This is a genomic window from Bifidobacterium sp. wkB344 (assembly GCF_003688305.1).
Classification (GTDB): Bacteria; Actinomycetota; Actinomycetes; order Actinomycetales; family Bifidobacteriaceae; genus Bombiscardovia; species Bombiscardovia mizhiensis.
On the sequence record NZ_NPOQ01000009.1, the window covers coordinates 322,525 to 338,028 of the forward strand.

At 62.1% G+C, this 15,504-nt stretch carries 15 protein-coding genes; 3 read left to right on the forward strand and 12 right to left on the reverse strand.

From position 1 onward, the window contains the following. Positions 1–39 precede the first annotated feature (39 nt). The 11 genes from CI601_RS02915 to CI601_RS02965 all read right to left on the reverse strand — a co-directional run bounded on the left by CI601_RS02915 (position 40) and on the right by CI601_RS02965 (position 11,888). A complete protein-coding gene (locus CI601_RS02915; protein WP_183129713.1) occupies positions 40–2,511 on the reverse strand; it encodes a lysylphosphatidylglycerol synthase transmembrane domain-containing protein in 2,472 nt (823 codons plus the stop codon). A 2-nt stretch (positions 2,512–2,513) separates the two neighbouring features. Continuing rightward, positions 2,514–3,959 (reverse strand): adenylosuccinate lyase, encoded by a 1,446-nt coding sequence (gene purB / locus CI601_RS02920; RefSeq protein ID WP_024626585.1) that lies wholly within the window; start codon positions 3,957–3,959, stop codon positions 2,514–2,516. Between the two features lie 72 nt (positions 3,960–4,031). Beyond that, positions 4,032–5,459 carry an alpha/beta hydrolase gene (locus CI601_RS02925; RefSeq protein ID WP_121914209.1) on the reverse strand — a complete coding sequence of 476 codons (1,428 nt, stop codon included), beginning with the start codon at positions 5,457–5,459 and terminating at the stop codon, positions 4,032–4,034. Beyond that, the gene (locus CI601_RS02930; RefSeq protein ID WP_121914210.1) at positions 5,456–5,785 is read right to left on the reverse strand and encodes a hypothetical protein; all 330 of its coding nucleotides are present in this window, start codon (positions 5,783–5,785) and stop codon (positions 5,456–5,458) included. The genes CI601_RS02925 and CI601_RS02930 overlap by 4 nt, the downstream gene beginning before the upstream one ends. A gap of 126 nt (positions 5,786–5,911) precedes the next feature. Beyond that, positions 5,912–6,445 carry a DUF6466 family protein gene (locus CI601_RS02935; protein WP_121914211.1) on the reverse strand — a complete coding sequence of 178 codons (534 nt, stop codon included), beginning with the start codon at positions 6,443–6,445 and terminating at the stop codon, positions 5,912–5,914. Further along, the gene (locus CI601_RS02940; RefSeq protein WP_121914212.1) at positions 6,442–7,470 is read right to left on the reverse strand and encodes a VWA domain-containing protein; all 1,029 of its coding nucleotides are present in this window, start codon (positions 7,468–7,470) and stop codon (positions 6,442–6,444) included. Before CI601_RS02940 ends, CI601_RS02935 begins: the two co-directional genes overlap by 4 nt. Further along, positions 7,467–8,543, reverse strand: a complete 1,077-nt coding sequence (locus CI601_RS02945; RefSeq protein ID WP_121914213.1) for a VWA domain-containing protein — start codon at positions 8,541–8,543, stop codon at positions 7,467–7,469. The genes CI601_RS02940 and CI601_RS02945 overlap by 4 nt, the downstream gene beginning before the upstream one ends. After that, on the reverse strand, positions 8,540–9,073 hold the full coding sequence (locus tag CI601_RS02950; RefSeq protein ID WP_121914214.1) for a hypothetical protein: 534 nt from the start codon (positions 9,071–9,073) through the stop codon (positions 8,540–8,542). Before CI601_RS02950 ends, CI601_RS02945 begins: the two co-directional genes overlap by 4 nt. Next, positions 9,070–10,002 (reverse strand): DUF58 domain-containing protein, encoded by a 933-nt coding sequence (locus CI601_RS02955; RefSeq protein WP_121914215.1) that lies wholly within the window; start codon positions 10,000–10,002, stop codon positions 9,070–9,072. The genes CI601_RS02950 and CI601_RS02955 overlap by 4 nt, the downstream gene beginning before the upstream one ends. After that, the gene (locus CI601_RS02960) at positions 9,999–11,054 is read right to left on the reverse strand and encodes an AAA family ATPase (RefSeq protein ID WP_395947993.1); all 1,056 of its coding nucleotides are present in this window, start codon (positions 11,052–11,054) and stop codon (positions 9,999–10,001) included. Before CI601_RS02960 ends, CI601_RS02955 begins: the two co-directional genes overlap by 4 nt. A 45-nt stretch (positions 11,055–11,099) precedes the next feature. Beyond that, positions 11,100–11,888, reverse strand: a complete 789-nt coding sequence (locus CI601_RS02965; protein WP_259465290.1) for a uracil-DNA glycosylase — start codon at positions 11,886–11,888, stop codon at positions 11,100–11,102. Between the two features lie 148 nt (positions 11,889–12,036). Here CI601_RS02965 and CI601_RS02970 point away from each other — a divergent pair, with 148 nt between their 5' ends. The 3 genes from CI601_RS02970 to groL all read left to right on the forward strand — a co-directional run bounded on the left by CI601_RS02970 (position 12,037) and on the right by groL (position 14,970). Next, complete coding sequence (locus tag CI601_RS02970) at positions 12,037–12,681, forward strand: LytR C-terminal domain-containing protein (protein ID WP_121914217.1); 645 nt, start codon at positions 12,037–12,039, stop codon at positions 12,679–12,681. Positions 12,682–12,850: 169 nt separating this feature from the next. Beyond that, positions 12,851–13,054, forward strand: coding sequence for a cold-shock protein (locus CI601_RS02975; protein ID WP_015022108.1), 204 nt, complete (start codon positions 12,851–12,853; stop codon positions 13,052–13,054). A 296-nt stretch (positions 13,055–13,350) separates the two neighbouring features. Beyond that, positions 13,351–14,970, forward strand: coding sequence for a chaperonin GroEL (groL, locus tag CI601_RS02980; RefSeq protein ID WP_024626575.1), 1,620 nt, complete (start codon positions 13,351–13,353; stop codon positions 14,968–14,970). A 206-nt stretch (positions 14,971–15,176) separates the two neighbouring features. Here groL and CI601_RS02985 read toward each other — a convergent pair whose 3' ends face one another. Further along, a complete protein-coding gene (locus tag CI601_RS02985) occupies positions 15,177–15,470 on the reverse strand; it encodes a WXG100 family type VII secretion target (protein ID WP_024626574.1) in 294 nt (97 codons plus the stop codon). Between the last annotated feature and the right edge of the window lie 34 nt (positions 15,471–15,504).

Sequence of the window (15,504 nt, forward strand, 5' to 3'; positions counted from 1 at the left end):
TTTTGAGGTCCTTGGGAATGAAAGTGTCCAAAGGGCTCTTCAGATGCGATTGTGCTTGCTCAGCCAGCGCATGGCAAGGGCTCCCAGGGGGATGCGCAGCCAGTAGGTGGCTACACGGAAGACCAGAGTGGCCGAGATAGCCACGCCTGAGGGGACGCCAGCCAGGCGGAAGGCGGAGAAGAGCACAGCCTCTATGGCCCCTAGGCCGCCAGGGGTGGGGACAGCCGAACCTAGCGTGTTGGCCAGAAGGAAGACGAAAGTGGTCTCGAAAACGTTGGTCCTGCAGCCGAAGGCCATCAGGGCGGCCCAGAAACTCATGCCCAAGGCTGCCGACTGCAGCACGGCCCCAAGTACGGCCACTACCAGCTGTCGGGGCTGAGTCAATATCTCTACAAGGTGGCGGGCATAGGAGGCCACAATGGGCATCAAGCGTTCCATGACCAGTCGCCGTGTGTAAGGCACGGCCATGATCAGGGCTGCGATGATGGCCACTGTTCCGATGACGATGACCAGGGTGTTGGTGGGGATCATCCCGGATAGGGTGTTGCGCCCGGTGAACAGTCCGATGACGATCAGCAGGCAGAAGGTGGTCGCGAACTGGACGGCCACCACGGCGCTCATGATGGCCGTGGCCATGGTGTTGCCATAACCGTCCCGCCGCAGGAACTGTAGGTTGACGAAGGCCGGCCCCACTCCGGCAGGCATGGAGACCGAGGTGAAGGAGGAGGCCACCTGGGATAGGAAGATACCTTTGAAATCGCGCTTGGCAGGATCGATGAAGACTCCTAGGGTGATGGCGCAGCCCACCCAGGACAGTGATCCCAGCAGGAAGGAGAGTCCAGCCATCCAAGGATTGGCATTGCGGACGGCGCTGATGACCTGAGGCAGGTTGAACTGGGTGACAATGACTGCCACAGCTACTACCAAGAGGGCCAGGGCCACGAAGCTGCGCAGACTGAAACGTGAGAGGGTTACCTGGCCGGTCTCAGCCACCGACTCAGGGGGAGCCAGAGCCTGCAACTGTTTGCGCAGGTCAGTCAGAATTTGTCGATCCCAGCCGGGCAGGGCTTGGGTCTGTGCGGGAATGGCCACCATCTGGCAGAATGGCGATAGCCCCGCCAGGGTCTTGACCCCCCAGGAGGCACGGGCGGCATCAATGGCTTGATCCACCCCGATCATTGTGGCGATCAAGGCCAGAAGCTGGATCCGGTCCAGGGCGATGTTGGCCTGGGAGCTGGCGCTGTCGCCGTTCTCCCAGCCGGCGATGACCATGGAGCCCGACTGGTCCATGGCCAAAGTCTCCGGGCGGATGCGGCGGTGTGTGAAGCCGCGCTCGTTGGCCCGACGAAGGTAGTCCATCAGCTGCTTGGCCCTGTCGGCATCCAGGTTCTCAGGTTCCAGGGGATCAAGATGGACATCATCCTCCAGTACCAGAATTGAGGATTCGGCGCTCTCCGTCAGACCATAAGGGTGCAGGGCGGGCAGCCCCAGATCCCGCAATTCAGTCAGCAGGGCCATGTGGTGTTGCATGGAGTTTCTGACTGACCGGTCCCGGCGCATGGAGACTCCGGACAGCTTGATCCACTGCCAGAGCTGCATCAGATAGCCCATGGTGTGCAGCTGGCCGTCCATGACCGACACCGTGTAGTTGCGGCCTTGCCCGTCACGGGCTCTGTAGATGCGGGAGGCCTCAATGAGGTCGTCGTCGAGGGCTGGCAGGGGCTGACCATCGGAGTCCAGACTGGGATCCTGACGTTCCAGACTCGTGGCATGGATACCGATGGAGGCTATGGCCTGCACCACCCCCTGTCCCCAGGCGCCCTTGTTCTGCGTGCCCGCCAGGTATCGGACGACCATGCCCATGATTCGTCCAAGGATAAGCGAGACCAGAACCCCGCTGGCCGAATTGGAGGATATGGCGACCATGATGATGGCCACGACGTATAGAGCGTTCCATCCCCACTTGACCGAGCTGCGCAGGCGACGGGGTCCTGCTGCGCTCAGGAAGGCAGCCAGACCGGCATAGAAGTCAGGCAGCAGGACGGGCGACCCTATGGCGTTCTGGGAGCTGAATGAGGCGATCAGGGTCGGGTTGCCCGCCTTCAGGATGAGGTTGGAGGTCAGCATGACCAGCCCAAACCCCAGGAACATGGCCAGGGGGGCGGTGATGGCCTGGATCCATTCCCTGTTGACCAGCAGATGGATAATCACGGCCAGGACCACGGTCACCGTCACCGCCTGCTGGAGGAAAGCGGTGGGTACGTCCATGAGCCAGTCCATGGCATTGCCAGCCTGGCGCATGTCAGACTCGACCCCGGCCGCTATTCCTTTCAGGTAGACAGCTGCCAGAGTGACCAGGATTCCCAGGATCAGGGCTGCCAGGGCTCGAAGTAGGTCTTCGGCATCATGGACCCGCTGGGGTGGGGTATCTCTGATGACGACCTGGTCTGCCTGTCCAGGGTGGGCGGAATCAGTGTCCTCGGGGGTGGTGGTCGACTGGGACGGGGTCATGGTCAGTCGCGATCGAAGTCCACCAAGGTTCCGGCTGCGCCGGTGTAGGTTGCCGGCGTCAGGGCTTTGAGCCGACTGGCCGTGTCCTGGTCCAGGTCCAAGCCATCGATGAAGTGCTCGACATCCTCCCGGCCGATCCTCTTGCCCCGCATGAGTTCCTTGACCTGCTCGTAGGGGTGATCCATGCCTGAGCGTCCAGCCAGCCCAGCGGCCCGCATGGCCGTCTGTATGGGCTCGCCCAGAACCTCCCAATTGCTGTCCAGCTCGCGGGCCATCAGGGCCTTGTCGGGGTGGATGGTCTGCAGGCCGCCGTCCAGGTTGTCCAGAGCCAGCAGGCTGTAGCCCAGGGCCGAACCGATGTTGCGTTGGGTGGTGGAGTCAGTCAGGTCCCGCTGCCAGCGGGTTTCGGTGAGGGTGGTGGCCAGGGTGTCCAGCAGGGCCCCTGAGATCTCCAGATTGGCTTCGGCGTTCTCGAAGCGTATGGGGTTGACCTTGTGGGGCATGGTGCTGGACCCTGTCGCGCCTTTGACAGGTTCCTGGGCAAAGACGCCACGGGAGATGTACATCCAGACATCCACGGCCAGGTTGTGCAGGATCCGGCCCAGGTGGGCGATGTTGCCAAAGAGCTCGGCCTGCCAGTCGTGGGACTCGATCTGGGTGGTCAATGGGTTCCAGACCAGGCCCATCCGCTCGGTGATGAAGGTCCGGGTCAGATCAATCCAATCCAATTGCGGCAGGGCGGCCATATGGGCCCCAAAGGTTCCAGTGGCACCGTTCATCTTGCCCATGTAGTCCTGATTGCGGATCCTGTCCAGCTGCCGGTGCAACCGGTGGACGTAGACCGCCATCTCCTTGCCCAGGGTGGTGGGTGTGGCCGGCTGGCCGTGGGTCAGGGCAAGCATGGGCAGATCACGGTATTGCTCTGCCATGGTGGCCAGATGGTTCTCGATCCGGGTGGCCTTGGGGAGCCAGACCTGTTCGACCCCGCCTCGGATGCAACGGGCATAGGCCAGGTTGTTGATGTCCTCGCTGGTGCAGGCGAAGTGGACCAGGGGAGTCAGCTTGGGAAGTTGGGACTCGGGGCCAAGGGCTGTGGCTGCAGCCTCCAGACGGCGGTCGATGAAGTATTCCACTGCTTTGACATCGTGGTGGGTCTGGGCTTCGATACCTGCCAGTTCGGTGATGCCATCGGCATCGAAATCCTCGGGGATGGCCCGCAGATAAGCCTGCTCAGCCTCGGTCAGAGGCTTTACACCCGGCAGGACCGGGTGCTGGCCGTTGCCTTGGTAGCCGTTGGCCAGCATGATCATCCATTCGACCTCGACCCGCATACGCTCGCGGTTCAAGGCAGGTTCACTCAGATAGTCCACCAGATCGGCGGTCTGCCTGCGGTAACGTCCGTCCAAGGGGTTGAGGGGGATGACTGGGGTGATTCGGCTCAGGTTCATGCCTCCAGCCTAGACGACCGGGTCAACCAGCAGGAATCGATATGAGTGCTCTTGGGGGTCCGCGTGTCCCGCTCATCGCTGCAGCCTGCCGCGGTAGTAGCGGGTCTCCTGCAGATCGCCCTCGATGGCATGGGCGAAGTGGTCGTCCTGACGTCGTACGGCTGGTGAATTCTGATCGCGGGCATCAGCCCAGGCCGCCCGCTGGTAGGCCATGCCATGGGTGGATTCCTTGCCGGGGCCGGCAGTGGTCACCGACCGGCCACTTTGGTTGTCGCCTGGAGGGGGAGGTCCGCCTGCCCTTCCTCTGACGGTCAGCTGATTGGGCCGCGAGGGGTTGTCGGCTCCATCAAGACTGGAGACCAGCTCCTCGCGCATCTCCACGCTGGTGACCCAGGTGTCTGACCCTATCTTGCGATGAGCGATGGGTGATCCGACGGTCACGATGTGATCGAAATGGTAACGGTTGGAAAGATCCGAGGCCATGGTGGCGGCCACGATGCCGCCCTGGGAATGACCAACCAGGCTGACCGGATCGTCCGGACGCACCCCGGCCTCCCGCATGGCCTGGTCCACTAGACGCAGGGAGGCCGCACTTTCGCGTACTGAAGCCTTGTCGCTCATGAGCTGGATGTTTTGGCCCCATCCGATGGGGGAATCGAGATGGGAGCTGGTGCCGGGTATGTAGACCAGCCAACGGTCCTTGCCGTCCGCCTCCCGATATCGTTGTACAGCGATGGTTGCGTAAGGAATGCCGTCCCGGCAGGATCCCAAGGCCTCCAGATTCTGCAGAGCAGTGGCGATGTCATGAGCCTCGCCCAACCCCTTGCCCTGTGGCTGGACAGGATCCATCGTGAGCCGGTCACCCTGAAGATGAGCGAGTATGAAGGGCACCAGCAGGCCTGGATCGGTGACCAATCTGCCAATAGGATCATGGTGGTCTGAAGTCAGGTCGGACGCGACTGCGGCCAGCAGAGGCTGATGGATGCCGGCTGTAGTTTCCAGAAATTCCTGGAATTGCGAGGCATCCAGGTTGCCGGTCAGTTTAGCTGCTCCCAGGCTCAGACCGATGGTTCCCAACATGTACGGGGCGATGGGCTGAAAGAGGGTCACGGCCGTGGATATCAGGGAGTCCATCAGCTTTTCCATGAATGATTCCGCCTGCGAGTACAACCCGTAGGCCTTGGTCAGCCGATCGGCCACAGACTGGAGTTTGGCGCGTAGGTCTTCGCAGGACTGAGCTTGGTCACTGCAGAAGGTCACCATCAGGTCCAGGGGCAGACGGGCGTGACCTGGTGGCGGCACGGCAGCCTGGGCGCAGGGGAGTGCCGGCAGTCCTAACATGGTTCTGCGGATGGCCTGATCGGTAAGAATCCATTGTGTCTGCAGGGTGGTCAGGGCACCACCTGCCTGGTTGAGCCGGTCCGCCATGCCGGTCAGATGATCCAATTCGGTGCTGGTGTAACCGTTGGCGTCTGGTGCGGCGGTGATCGTCCGCTTCATGGCTGGCTCTCTTGATCGATCAGGTTCAGGGTGCGTCCTGCCTGGATACGCTGATCCTGGCAGAGGGCATCCATGGCCCGTACCTGGGCCCGGTAGGCCTGAGCGGCCTTTCCCTGCCAGTCGACCCTTAGAGCTTGGCCGGTTAATTCGCTCAGGTGGACCAGGGTTGTTCTCGACTGCCGAGCCATATCGGCCAGCATGGTCCGGCAACGGGCTGCCCGTGCGTGGCAGGGGCAGGCTCCGGCCGCCTCAGGATCGGACAGGTATGAGGACTGCTCGAGGAAGGAGCCCCAGGTGGGTAGTGACGATGGTGATGACTTGTCCATGCGTCTACTTCATCACCGCGGTCACGCTTGTATGGTGTCGATTGGGCTATGTGGTCGAATGTTGCCTGACCCGTTTTGATGGGGACAGGTCTTTGCAAATGATTGAGCAATGCCTGGTAAGGCCGGTCACCAGGGTTTGACGCCCTTTTCCTGATCCTGGTGGCCGCCCGTATTGCCTGTTGGGTTGGGGGAGGAGGAGGGATCGCTCTGTTGTTGGTTGCGCCTGAGCAGATCCTCCACCTCAGCCTCCTGCTGCTTGGTCAGCCCAGAGGATGAGCCCTTGCCTGATCCGCTCTTTCCATCCTGCCCATTTTTGGTTTTGTCTGCTTGTTGTTTTTTGAGTACCCGTTCCGTACGTTGGGTCAGCGCAGTGCTGGTCGCTTGGTTGGCCTGCGCGGCCTGCCTGGTCTTCGGCAGAAGCAAGAGGCCCGGCCGCGCCGCTTGGGCGAAAAGGCGGTCTGCCTGATCTTGCAGCGCCTTGATTGCTGCCGGGTCTGCCTGGGGGTTTCGGGCCTGCCGGATGCTGGTGTTCAGTGTGCGCGTGGCCTCGTTGTAAGTGGCGATGGCTCTGACGTTGATCAGGCCCCATGCCCCGGCCAGCGCTGCTATCAGGGCTACAACAATAAGAACCAGACGCGTTCGAAGGACCTTCCTGCTCATAGCAATCTCCTCGAAGTACGGATCCATTGCCCTGCCTCAACCAGGATCAGGACCAGCTCCACCAGTGCCAAGGGCCAGACCAGTGGAGTGACATGTCGGCGTACCTGGTCGACCGTGGTCACCCGGTAGCGCTTGGAGACCGAAGCCGTAGCACCCTCGCGGACGGTGACCCCCTTGGCCAGGGCTTGATAGTGGCCGCTCATCTCGTCGGCCATGGCCTTCAGGGTGTTCGGGTCCATGACCGAGATGCCCGGCTGGCCGGTCTGCGGATCCTTCACCCAGCCTCCGGCATCGCTGCCGCCCACATCGGAGGTCAACGGCACCGTGCCTCCCTTGGCTGAACCGGTTCCCAGGACAAAAGCCTCGTCCAACCCTTCTCTAAGAACGCTGAAGGATCGCCGTTCGTCCCTGCCGGTCTGCTCCCCATCGCTGATCAGATAGAGCAGGATCAGGTCGTTGGGATGTCGGTCCTTGGTCTGCTTCAATGTCAGAGTCAGCCGATCCAAAGGAGCGTCCAGACTTGAACCCGAGGAACGGGAGGTGGGCTCTGTGGTCAGCCCACGGGCCCAGTTGTCCACAGCTCGTACGTCGGGGGTCAGGGGCAGATCGACGCTGGCCGAGGCACCGAAACTCAGAGCCGAGAAGGATGCATCCGGATAGATGTCGACCAGGTCTCGAACGGCCGCTTTGGCCGCCTCCAACCGGCTCATGCCGTCCTGGGTTCCATATCCGGCATCCTTGACTGCCATGGATCCGGTCACGTCAACCGCAATGAAGACATCAGTGGCGTTGACGGCCTTGTTGGTGGTTTTGCTGACGGTGCTGGGAGTCAGGACCATGAGGGCCAGGATCAGGACCATGGCGGTACGTCGGGTCAGGGCCCAGCGATCGGCATCCGTATCCTGCCCCTTAGGCAGTCCATGGATGACCAGCGCAATGGCCAGGAGCAAGAGCAGGCCTGCCAGAAGGCCGCCGGCCACCCAGCCTAGGGCAGGCTCAAAGGTCAGGGACTTGAGTATGTTCATCGCTTCAGCCTCCAGGCCAGGAGCAGATATGCGGACAGGGCCAGGGTCAGGGCCAGGGTCCACCAGCCGGGTGCATCCACCAGGCTGGACTGCTCCTGTTGGCGTGGGTCGGCTCCATGGCGACGTTCGATCCGGCGGACCAGCGCGTTAATGGAGTTCCCATCCTGCCGTCGCAGGAAGATACCGCCACGGGCTTCGATCAGCCGCTGCATCTGCTTGGTGGTCTCATCCTCGGTACCTTGGTCCGGTCCCGAATAGAGCCCGTCCACCGCGATTCCTGCGGCCGAGGTCAGCTTGAGCGCCTCTTCCAGGGTGTACGTGGGTTTGCCGGAGACCACGTTATCGGTGGCCAGAACCAAGGAGCTCGAACGTTGGTCGGCCTTTGCCGGTCGGGTTTGGTTCTTGGGAGCGAATTGCGGTAGGAGCGCAGCGCAGCCCACCAGCCCGTCGCCGATCAGTGAGGTGGTGTCCCGACGGTTCTGCGTGCCCTCCAGCCAATCGCTGATGTCCTGGTACTGTCGTCCGCTCATGGCGTCGATGCGGTCTTGGGACTGCACCCCGTCCAGGATCCGCCGAGCCTTGCCCAATTCGGCAGTGATCATGTCATAGTCATCAGTCAGGGGGAAGACGGTGCGCGAGGTGGAATTGAAGATGCTCAGGGCCATGCGTTCGCCCCGGAAGTTGCGGACCAGATCGAGGTATGAGGCGATCACCTGCCGGTCGTAGGGCAGGGTGGACCCGGACACATCCAGACATAGGACGATATCGCGGTTATGACCCTGCTCCAATGTCCGATCGACCCGGGCGGGCCTTGCAGCCAGGCTCAAAACCATCAGCAGGGCCAGAGCGAGCAGGATTGCGGCGCAGCGGTTCAATCGCCGCCAGCGCCGCAGGGCCTCGTGGCCCTCCTCGGTGTCCAGGTCGTTGTCCAAGGTCCAGATCCGGGCTCCCGGTTCCTGATCCGGCCGGCCACGACGTGCCATACGGTGAGTCAGCAGGCCCAATGCCAAGGCCAGGACCAGAGCCAGAACCGGCAGCCAGGGCCACCGCCAGGACAGATTGCCTATGCTCATCGCGGCCACCGTTCAATCAAATTCCGTACCCAGTCGGCTGCCTGATTCACCGTGGCGTCAGTTCCCTCGCTGTCCCGTGGAAGGGCGAATTCGGGCGGGTAGAGGGCATCTATGGTCTGTCGAAGCAGATCCAGACCCTGCCGCGTACTTGGCGTGCGGGGCTGAGCCTGGATTTCGGCCAAAGTCTTGGATTTCATGTCGCTGTTCCAGGAGTGGGAGGCAAATCCACGAGCGATAGTGGCCAGTGCTGTCATGGCCTGGTCGCGGTCCAGATGGCCCTTGTTGTACTGGGCCACCACCTGATCAATCCGCCGACGCCATGCATCGAGGGAGCCAGAGCTCGCCTGGATCGGGTGCTCTTCCTGCTGACGGCGGAACCTAGGCAAAAGAATGGCCGCTCCGGCCAGGGCCAGGGCCAGTATGATGGCGGTCGTTGTCAGAGCCAACAGCCAGGTGGGCTGGGTCATGGTGGGCATGACCTTGATTCGGCCATGATCGGACGCAAGACGGATCAGGACGACACCACTCATGCCGCCATCACCGTCCGTCGCATGGGAATGCCCGGTCTGCCGGCTGAAAGCAGGTGGATGAATCTGTTGAACATGGCTGTGCTGGAGTCTGCCCGAATCAGGGAGGCCCCGATTCTGGACAGTTCCCGGCTAAAGGCCTCGATCTGATAGCGTCTGTGCAGGTCCACAGCTCGCGTCCCGTTCGCGGTTCGCAGGAAGGCCGGGATCCTGCGTCCGCTGGGCGCATCCTTTACCGAGCCCATAGCGGGCTGCTGGCGCAGGGGATTCATGGTCTCCACTCCGATGAGATTCAGGGGGTGGGTGGTTGCCAACTGTCGGATGGTCGGCATCAGGTCTACGTGCAATGCCGACTGGTCGGTGGCGATAACCAGCATGGCCTGCCGGTCCTGGATGCCGGCGGCGTAGCCCAGCAGGGCCTCAAGGTTGCGCGGCTGATCCAGCGGTGACTCCAGAGCCCGGTCCAGGGTCTGTTCGAATCGAGCGAAGCCGCCCTGGCAGGGTATGCGGCGGATGGCGGATGAATCGACCAGGACCAGATCCACCTCATCGCTGCGGCGCAGGCTTAGGGAGGCGAACATGCACAGGGCGTTGGCGGCTACCTGGATGGCCTGCTCCCCGTCAGGGCAGGTTCCGGACATCTCGCGGCCAACGTCCAGCAACAGCCAGACCTTGCTGGTAACCAGGCGCTCGCGCTCCACCACCATGGGCCGACCCATCCGTGCGCTGGCGTGCCAGTCGATCATGCGGGTTTCGTCTCCGAACTCATAGGCGCGCAGGTCGGCACGTTCGTCTCCACCGCCGCGTCGGCTAGAGGAGTGCTCACCCTCCAGCAGACCAAGGGCCCTGCGCACCGTGGGAAGCCGCAAGCTGGAGTCCAAGGACTCGATCCGCCTGCGGACCGGATCGCGATCCGAGCGTCGACGGCTCATGGCACCGGCACCGTGTCGACGATCTGGTCGATGATGTCGTCGCTGCTGATGCCGTCGGCCTGGGCTTCGAAGGTCAGCAGGATCCGGTGGCGGAGTACTGAATGGGCCCAGTCCTTCAGATCCTCGGGAATGACGTAATCCCTGCCAGTCAGCAGGGCTCTGGCCTGGCCAATGCGCACTAGGGCGATGGAGGCACGCGGGCTGGCTCCCAGTCTCACCTGTTCGGCCAACCCTTGGATGGGCCGCGATCCAGCCCCCCTGCTGGTGGCTGCCAGATCGACTGCGTATTGCATGATGGGCTCCGCCACGTGGACCTGTCGGGCCTTCTGCCTCAAGAAGTCCACATCAGCGATGGTCAGTGCGTCCCGATCGTCCTTGCCGGGCATATCGGTGCCTCGGCTGGTCAGCATCTGCAGCATTCGGGTCTCCTGGTCGGCATCAGGATAGGTCATGACGGCCTTGAGCATGAACCGGTCCATCTGGGCCTCGGGCAGGTTGTAGGTACCCTCCTCCTCAATGGGGTTTTGGGTGGCGATCACCATGAAGGGCCGGGGTAGGGCTATGCGCTCGCCACCGATGGTGGTGGCGCCCTCGGCCATGGCCTCAAGCATGGCTGACTGGGTCTTGGCGTTGGAGCGGTTGATCTCGTCCAGGAGAACGAAGTTGGCGTGAATAGGGCCCAGTTGCGTCGAGAAGCGCTGTGTGGAGAAGTCGTAAACCTGAGTGCCTACCAGATCCGAGGGCATCAGGTCGGGTGTGCACTGGATCCGCTTGAAGCTGCCGGAGACCGAGGTGGCCAGGGTCTGGGCGGCGGTGGTCTTGGCCAGGCCGGGCACGGATTCGATCAGGATGTGTCCTGAGGCCACCAGCGTCAGGATCAGGGCCTCGCGCAGGTTCTCCTGGCCTACCAGAGTCCTAGAAAAGCGGGTTCGGATCCGGTCGGCCAACTGACGGCAACGTTGCAGGTCGTCCTGGCTGATTGGCGGAACCTGCCGGTTCTGACCGGACTGAACAGATGGGGACTGACTGGGTCGTGGTGGGAATAATGCCATAGCAGACATGGTAACGGCATTTCCTGACGATTCAGCCAGCCGAACTCAGGTCAGGGACCAGTCCACCGGCTCGGCGCCCATGGCCTCCAGCGCTTGGTTGGCCTTGGAGAACGGACGGGACCCGAAGAAGCCGTATCGGGCCGACATGGGGCTGGGGTGCGGGGATTTGATGATGGCCGCGTTGGTCAGCAGAGGCTCCAGGCTCTGGGCCTGCCTTCCCCAAAGAATGGCTACCAGGGGCCGGATCTTGCCCTCCTGGTCGCGCCTGTCGTTCAGAGCTCGGATGGCGGCGTCGGTGATTTCCTCCCAGCCCTTGTTCCTGTGGCTGGCCGGCTTGCCGACTCGAACAGTCAGGCAGCGGTTGAGCAGCATGACCCCTCTCCGGGTCCAAGGTGTCAGATCGCCGTTGGAGGGCGTGGGCAGGCCCAGGTCAGCGCTCAGCTCGGCGTAGATATTGCGCAGGGAGCCGGGGATGGGGCTGACTGCAGGATCCACGCAGAAGCTCAGGCCTACCGGATGCCCGGGAGTCGGATAGGGATCCTGGCCCACGATCAGGACCTTGATGGAGTCGAAGGGGATGGTAAAGGCACGCAGGATGTTCTTGCTGGCAGGCAGGTAGCGGTGGCCCTGGGCCAGCTCGGATCTAAGGAAGTCGCCCATCCGGTGAATGTTGGGTTCGACAGGAGCGAGAGCCTTGGCCCAGCCGGGATCCACCAGGGCACTCAGAGGTTTGCGATGGGGTCGGCCCTGGCCTCCTGCTATGGTCGGAGGGTTGGTACCGGTTCCGTTCGTCGGCGCGGGGGAGGTTGCGGCAATAGGCTGGCTGCTGTTCATAAGGTCACTATATCGCTTGGTGCTATGAGCCGGTCAGGGTTGTCATGGCTCTCCCAGGCTTGCGGGAACGTCGGATGGTCAGTGGGATGCTGCTCCGGCGTCCCATTACCTATAATGGTTCAGGATCCGGTGGAGCAGAGGAGAGTTCATGGCTAGCACGCGCGACAATGGGACGCAGGCGCGCCCCCAGGTTCATGATGCGTTCGACAACCCTCCCAAGGGGCCGGTCGGTGTGCATCGGGGGCCTCGTTCCCTGTCGGTCAGGGTTCTGCCCTACCTGCTGGTGGTGGTCTTGGCCGTGTTGTGCGGACTTGGCTTATGGGCTGCAGTCAGTGGCTCCCTGCCATGGCAGCAGACGCATACCGATGCCTCCCGGGTCATCAGCAGCCATCTGCCCAAGCGGTCTGCATCCTCCTCTGCCTCAGAGAACAAGACCTCTGCTGAAGAATCCTCCCAGGGCCAGGCTTCACAACCGTCCTCGCAATCGCCTTCGGCGAGTGCATCCAGCAGCAGCCCGGCACCTGTGGTCAACAGGGGCACACAGGTGGCGGTCATCAACGGAACCAGGATCACCGGTTATGCAGGCAATAAGCGTCAGGTTCTGGTCAATGCCGGTTATAGTGCGGTCACGGCAACCAACCCGCAGGGCGCTCTGCCTGGCGTAAGTACGGTCCGTTACCGTGACGAGGCTGACAAGGCTACTGCCCAGGAGGTGGCTAACCTGTTGGGCATCACCCAGGTGGAGCAGTCCTCCGTGGCCTCCACTCCGGTGGAAGCCATCCTCATGCAGTGAGGTTCAACCAACCGGACGACCAAGGAAATTCGATGGCAAAAGTTCCCGAATTTCGGCTCGGCGTTTTGCAATTGCCCTATCAATGGGCCTAAACTGACCTTGCCGACCAGGCAGATGCGGTCAGTCTCGTATCTGTTGTGACGCGGCACCTATGTTAAGGAAGTTAGTTATGGCACAAGGCACTGTGAAATTCTTCAGCGCTGGCAAGGGTTACGGATTCATCAATCCCGACGATGGCGGCGAGGACGTGTTCGTGCACTACTCAGCCATTCAGTCCGACGGGTTCAAGACCCTTGATGAGGGAGATAAGGTCGAATATCAGGTGGAGCAGGGCCCCAAGGGTCTGCAGGCAACCAAGGTCACCAAGCTCTGATTGTCGTCTTCTGTATTCGTCATGGTGGATCCCGGTCATTCCGGGGTCCATTTTTTGTAGCATTCGTTTGAGAGCAGAGTGCGGATCGTCTGTGGGCACGGCCGATCGCTCAGGGCCGATATGACATACAGCCTGCAGCGTATTTTCCCCTCAGGTTGGCACTCGGCCCCACCGAGTGCTAATCTGCTGAATTAGCACTCGAGGTGTGGGAGTGATAACACGACAGCTGACGGTCGGGTTCCGTTCCACTCCGACGGTGGGTCATGAAACCTCAAGCCATGACGGAGGAAGCAACAATGGCAAAAATCATCGAGTATGACGAGGAAGCTCGTCAGGGTATGCTTGCCGGCCTGGACAAGCTGGCCGACACGGTCAAGGTCACGCTGGGCCCCAAGGGTCGCAATGTGGTGCTGGACAAGTCCTACGGCGCGCCGACCATCACCAACGACGGCGTCTCCATCGCCAAGGAGATCGACCTGGAGGATCCTTACGAGCGTATCGGCGCCGAACTGGTCAAGGAAGTCGCCAAGAAGACTGACGACGTAGCCGGAGACGGCACCACCACCGCCACCGTACTGGCCCAGTCCCTGGTGCATGAGGGTCTGAAGAACGTGGCTGCCGGGTCCAACCCCATAGCCCTGCGTCGCGGCATCGAGAAGGCTGCCGATGCCATCGTCAAGGAGCTCGTGGCACAGTCCAAGGAAGTCGAGACCAAGGATCAGATCGCTGCCACCGCCACCATCTCTGCAGGCGACCCCGAGATCGGCAATGAGATCGCCGAGGCTCTGGACAAGGTCGGTCAGGACGGCGTGGTCACCGTCGAGGACAACAACCGCTTCGGCCTGGACCTGGAGTTCACCGAGGGCATGCGTTTCGACAAGGGCTACATCGCTCCCTACTTCGTCACCAACAACGACGACCAGACCGCCGTTCTGGATGATCCATACATTCTGCTTACCTCGGGCAAGGTCTCCAGCCAGCAGGACGTGGTCCACATCGCCGAGCTGGTCATGAAGACCGGCAAGCCGCTGCTGATCGTCGCTGAGGACGTGGACGGCGAGGCGCTGCCCACCCTGATCCTCAACAAGATCCGCGGCACTTTCAACTCCTGCGCCGTCAAGGCCCCTGGCTTCGGCGACCGCCGCAAGGCCATGCTGCAGGATATGGCCATTCTGACCGGCGCACAGGTGGTTTCCGATGAGCTTGGCCTCAAGCTGGACTCCATCGACATGAGCGTGCTGGGCACCGCCAAGAAGGTCATCGTCTCCAAGGACGAGACCACCATCGTCTCCGGTGGTGGTTCCAAGGATGAGGTCTCCGCTCGCGTGGGCCAGATCCGTACCGAGATCGAGAACACCGACTCCGACTACGACCGTGAGAAGCTGCAGGAGCGGCTGGCCAAGCTGGCCGGCGGCGTGGCCGTCATCAAGGTCGGCGCAGCCACCGAGGTTGAGGCCAAGGAGCGCAAGCACCGCATCGAAGATGCTGTCCGCAACGCCAAGGCCGCCATCGAGGAGGGCCTGCTGCCCGGAGGTGGCGTGGCTCTGGTTCAGGCTGCTGCCAAGGCCGAGAAGGATGTCAAGCTGGATGGCGACGAGTCCACCGGCGCATCCATCGTCTTCCGCGCCATCGAGGCCCCCATCAAGCAGATTGCCGAGAACAGCGGCGTCTCCGGTGACGTGGTCATCAACAAGGTTCGTTCGCTGCCTGCTGGCCAGGGCTTCAACGCCGCCAACAACGAGTATCAGGACCTGCTGGAGGCCGGCGTGGCCGACCCAGTCAAGGTGACCCGTTCTGCCCTGCAGAACGCTGCCTCCATCGCCGGGCTCTTCCTGACCACCGAGGCCGTCGTGGCCAACAAGCCTGAGCCTCCGGCACCTGCTGCCGCTCAGCCTCAGGGCGACATGGGCTACTGATCCCATGAGGTTCGGCCCGTCTTTTCGGCTGAACTGATTGATCGCCAAGGACAGGGGCATGCGCACCGGGTAATGGTGCGCATGCCCCTGTCTCTGTTCTTGTACTCGTTGACCGTCTGTTTCGTTTTCCACATATGCTTGCCAGGTCTAGTGCCGATCCGCCACGATCACATAGCTTCGGGTTGCCTGCATGCATCAACCAGGCGTCAGGCTCCGGCGAATAGACGGGTGGCCTGGGCCTCGGTGTCCGCATAGAGCGACGATGCTTGTGTCAGAGCTGCCTGGATACCTTCAAGCGCCTGTTCCATCTGGGCCTGCGAGGCGCGCCACTGCTGGGCCACCGTGGCGAATTGGCTGGCCGCCGAGCCCTGCCAGACGCTTTGCAGATTGTCCAGATTGGTGTACATTCCCGCCACGGCATCTCTGATGGCTCCTATTGAGCCGCTGACCGCGCCGGAGGCCGTCTGTATCTGATCCGAATCAACTTGGAACCGTGTCATGATTGTCCTTTCCGTGAATGGCGGTGATGGTGGG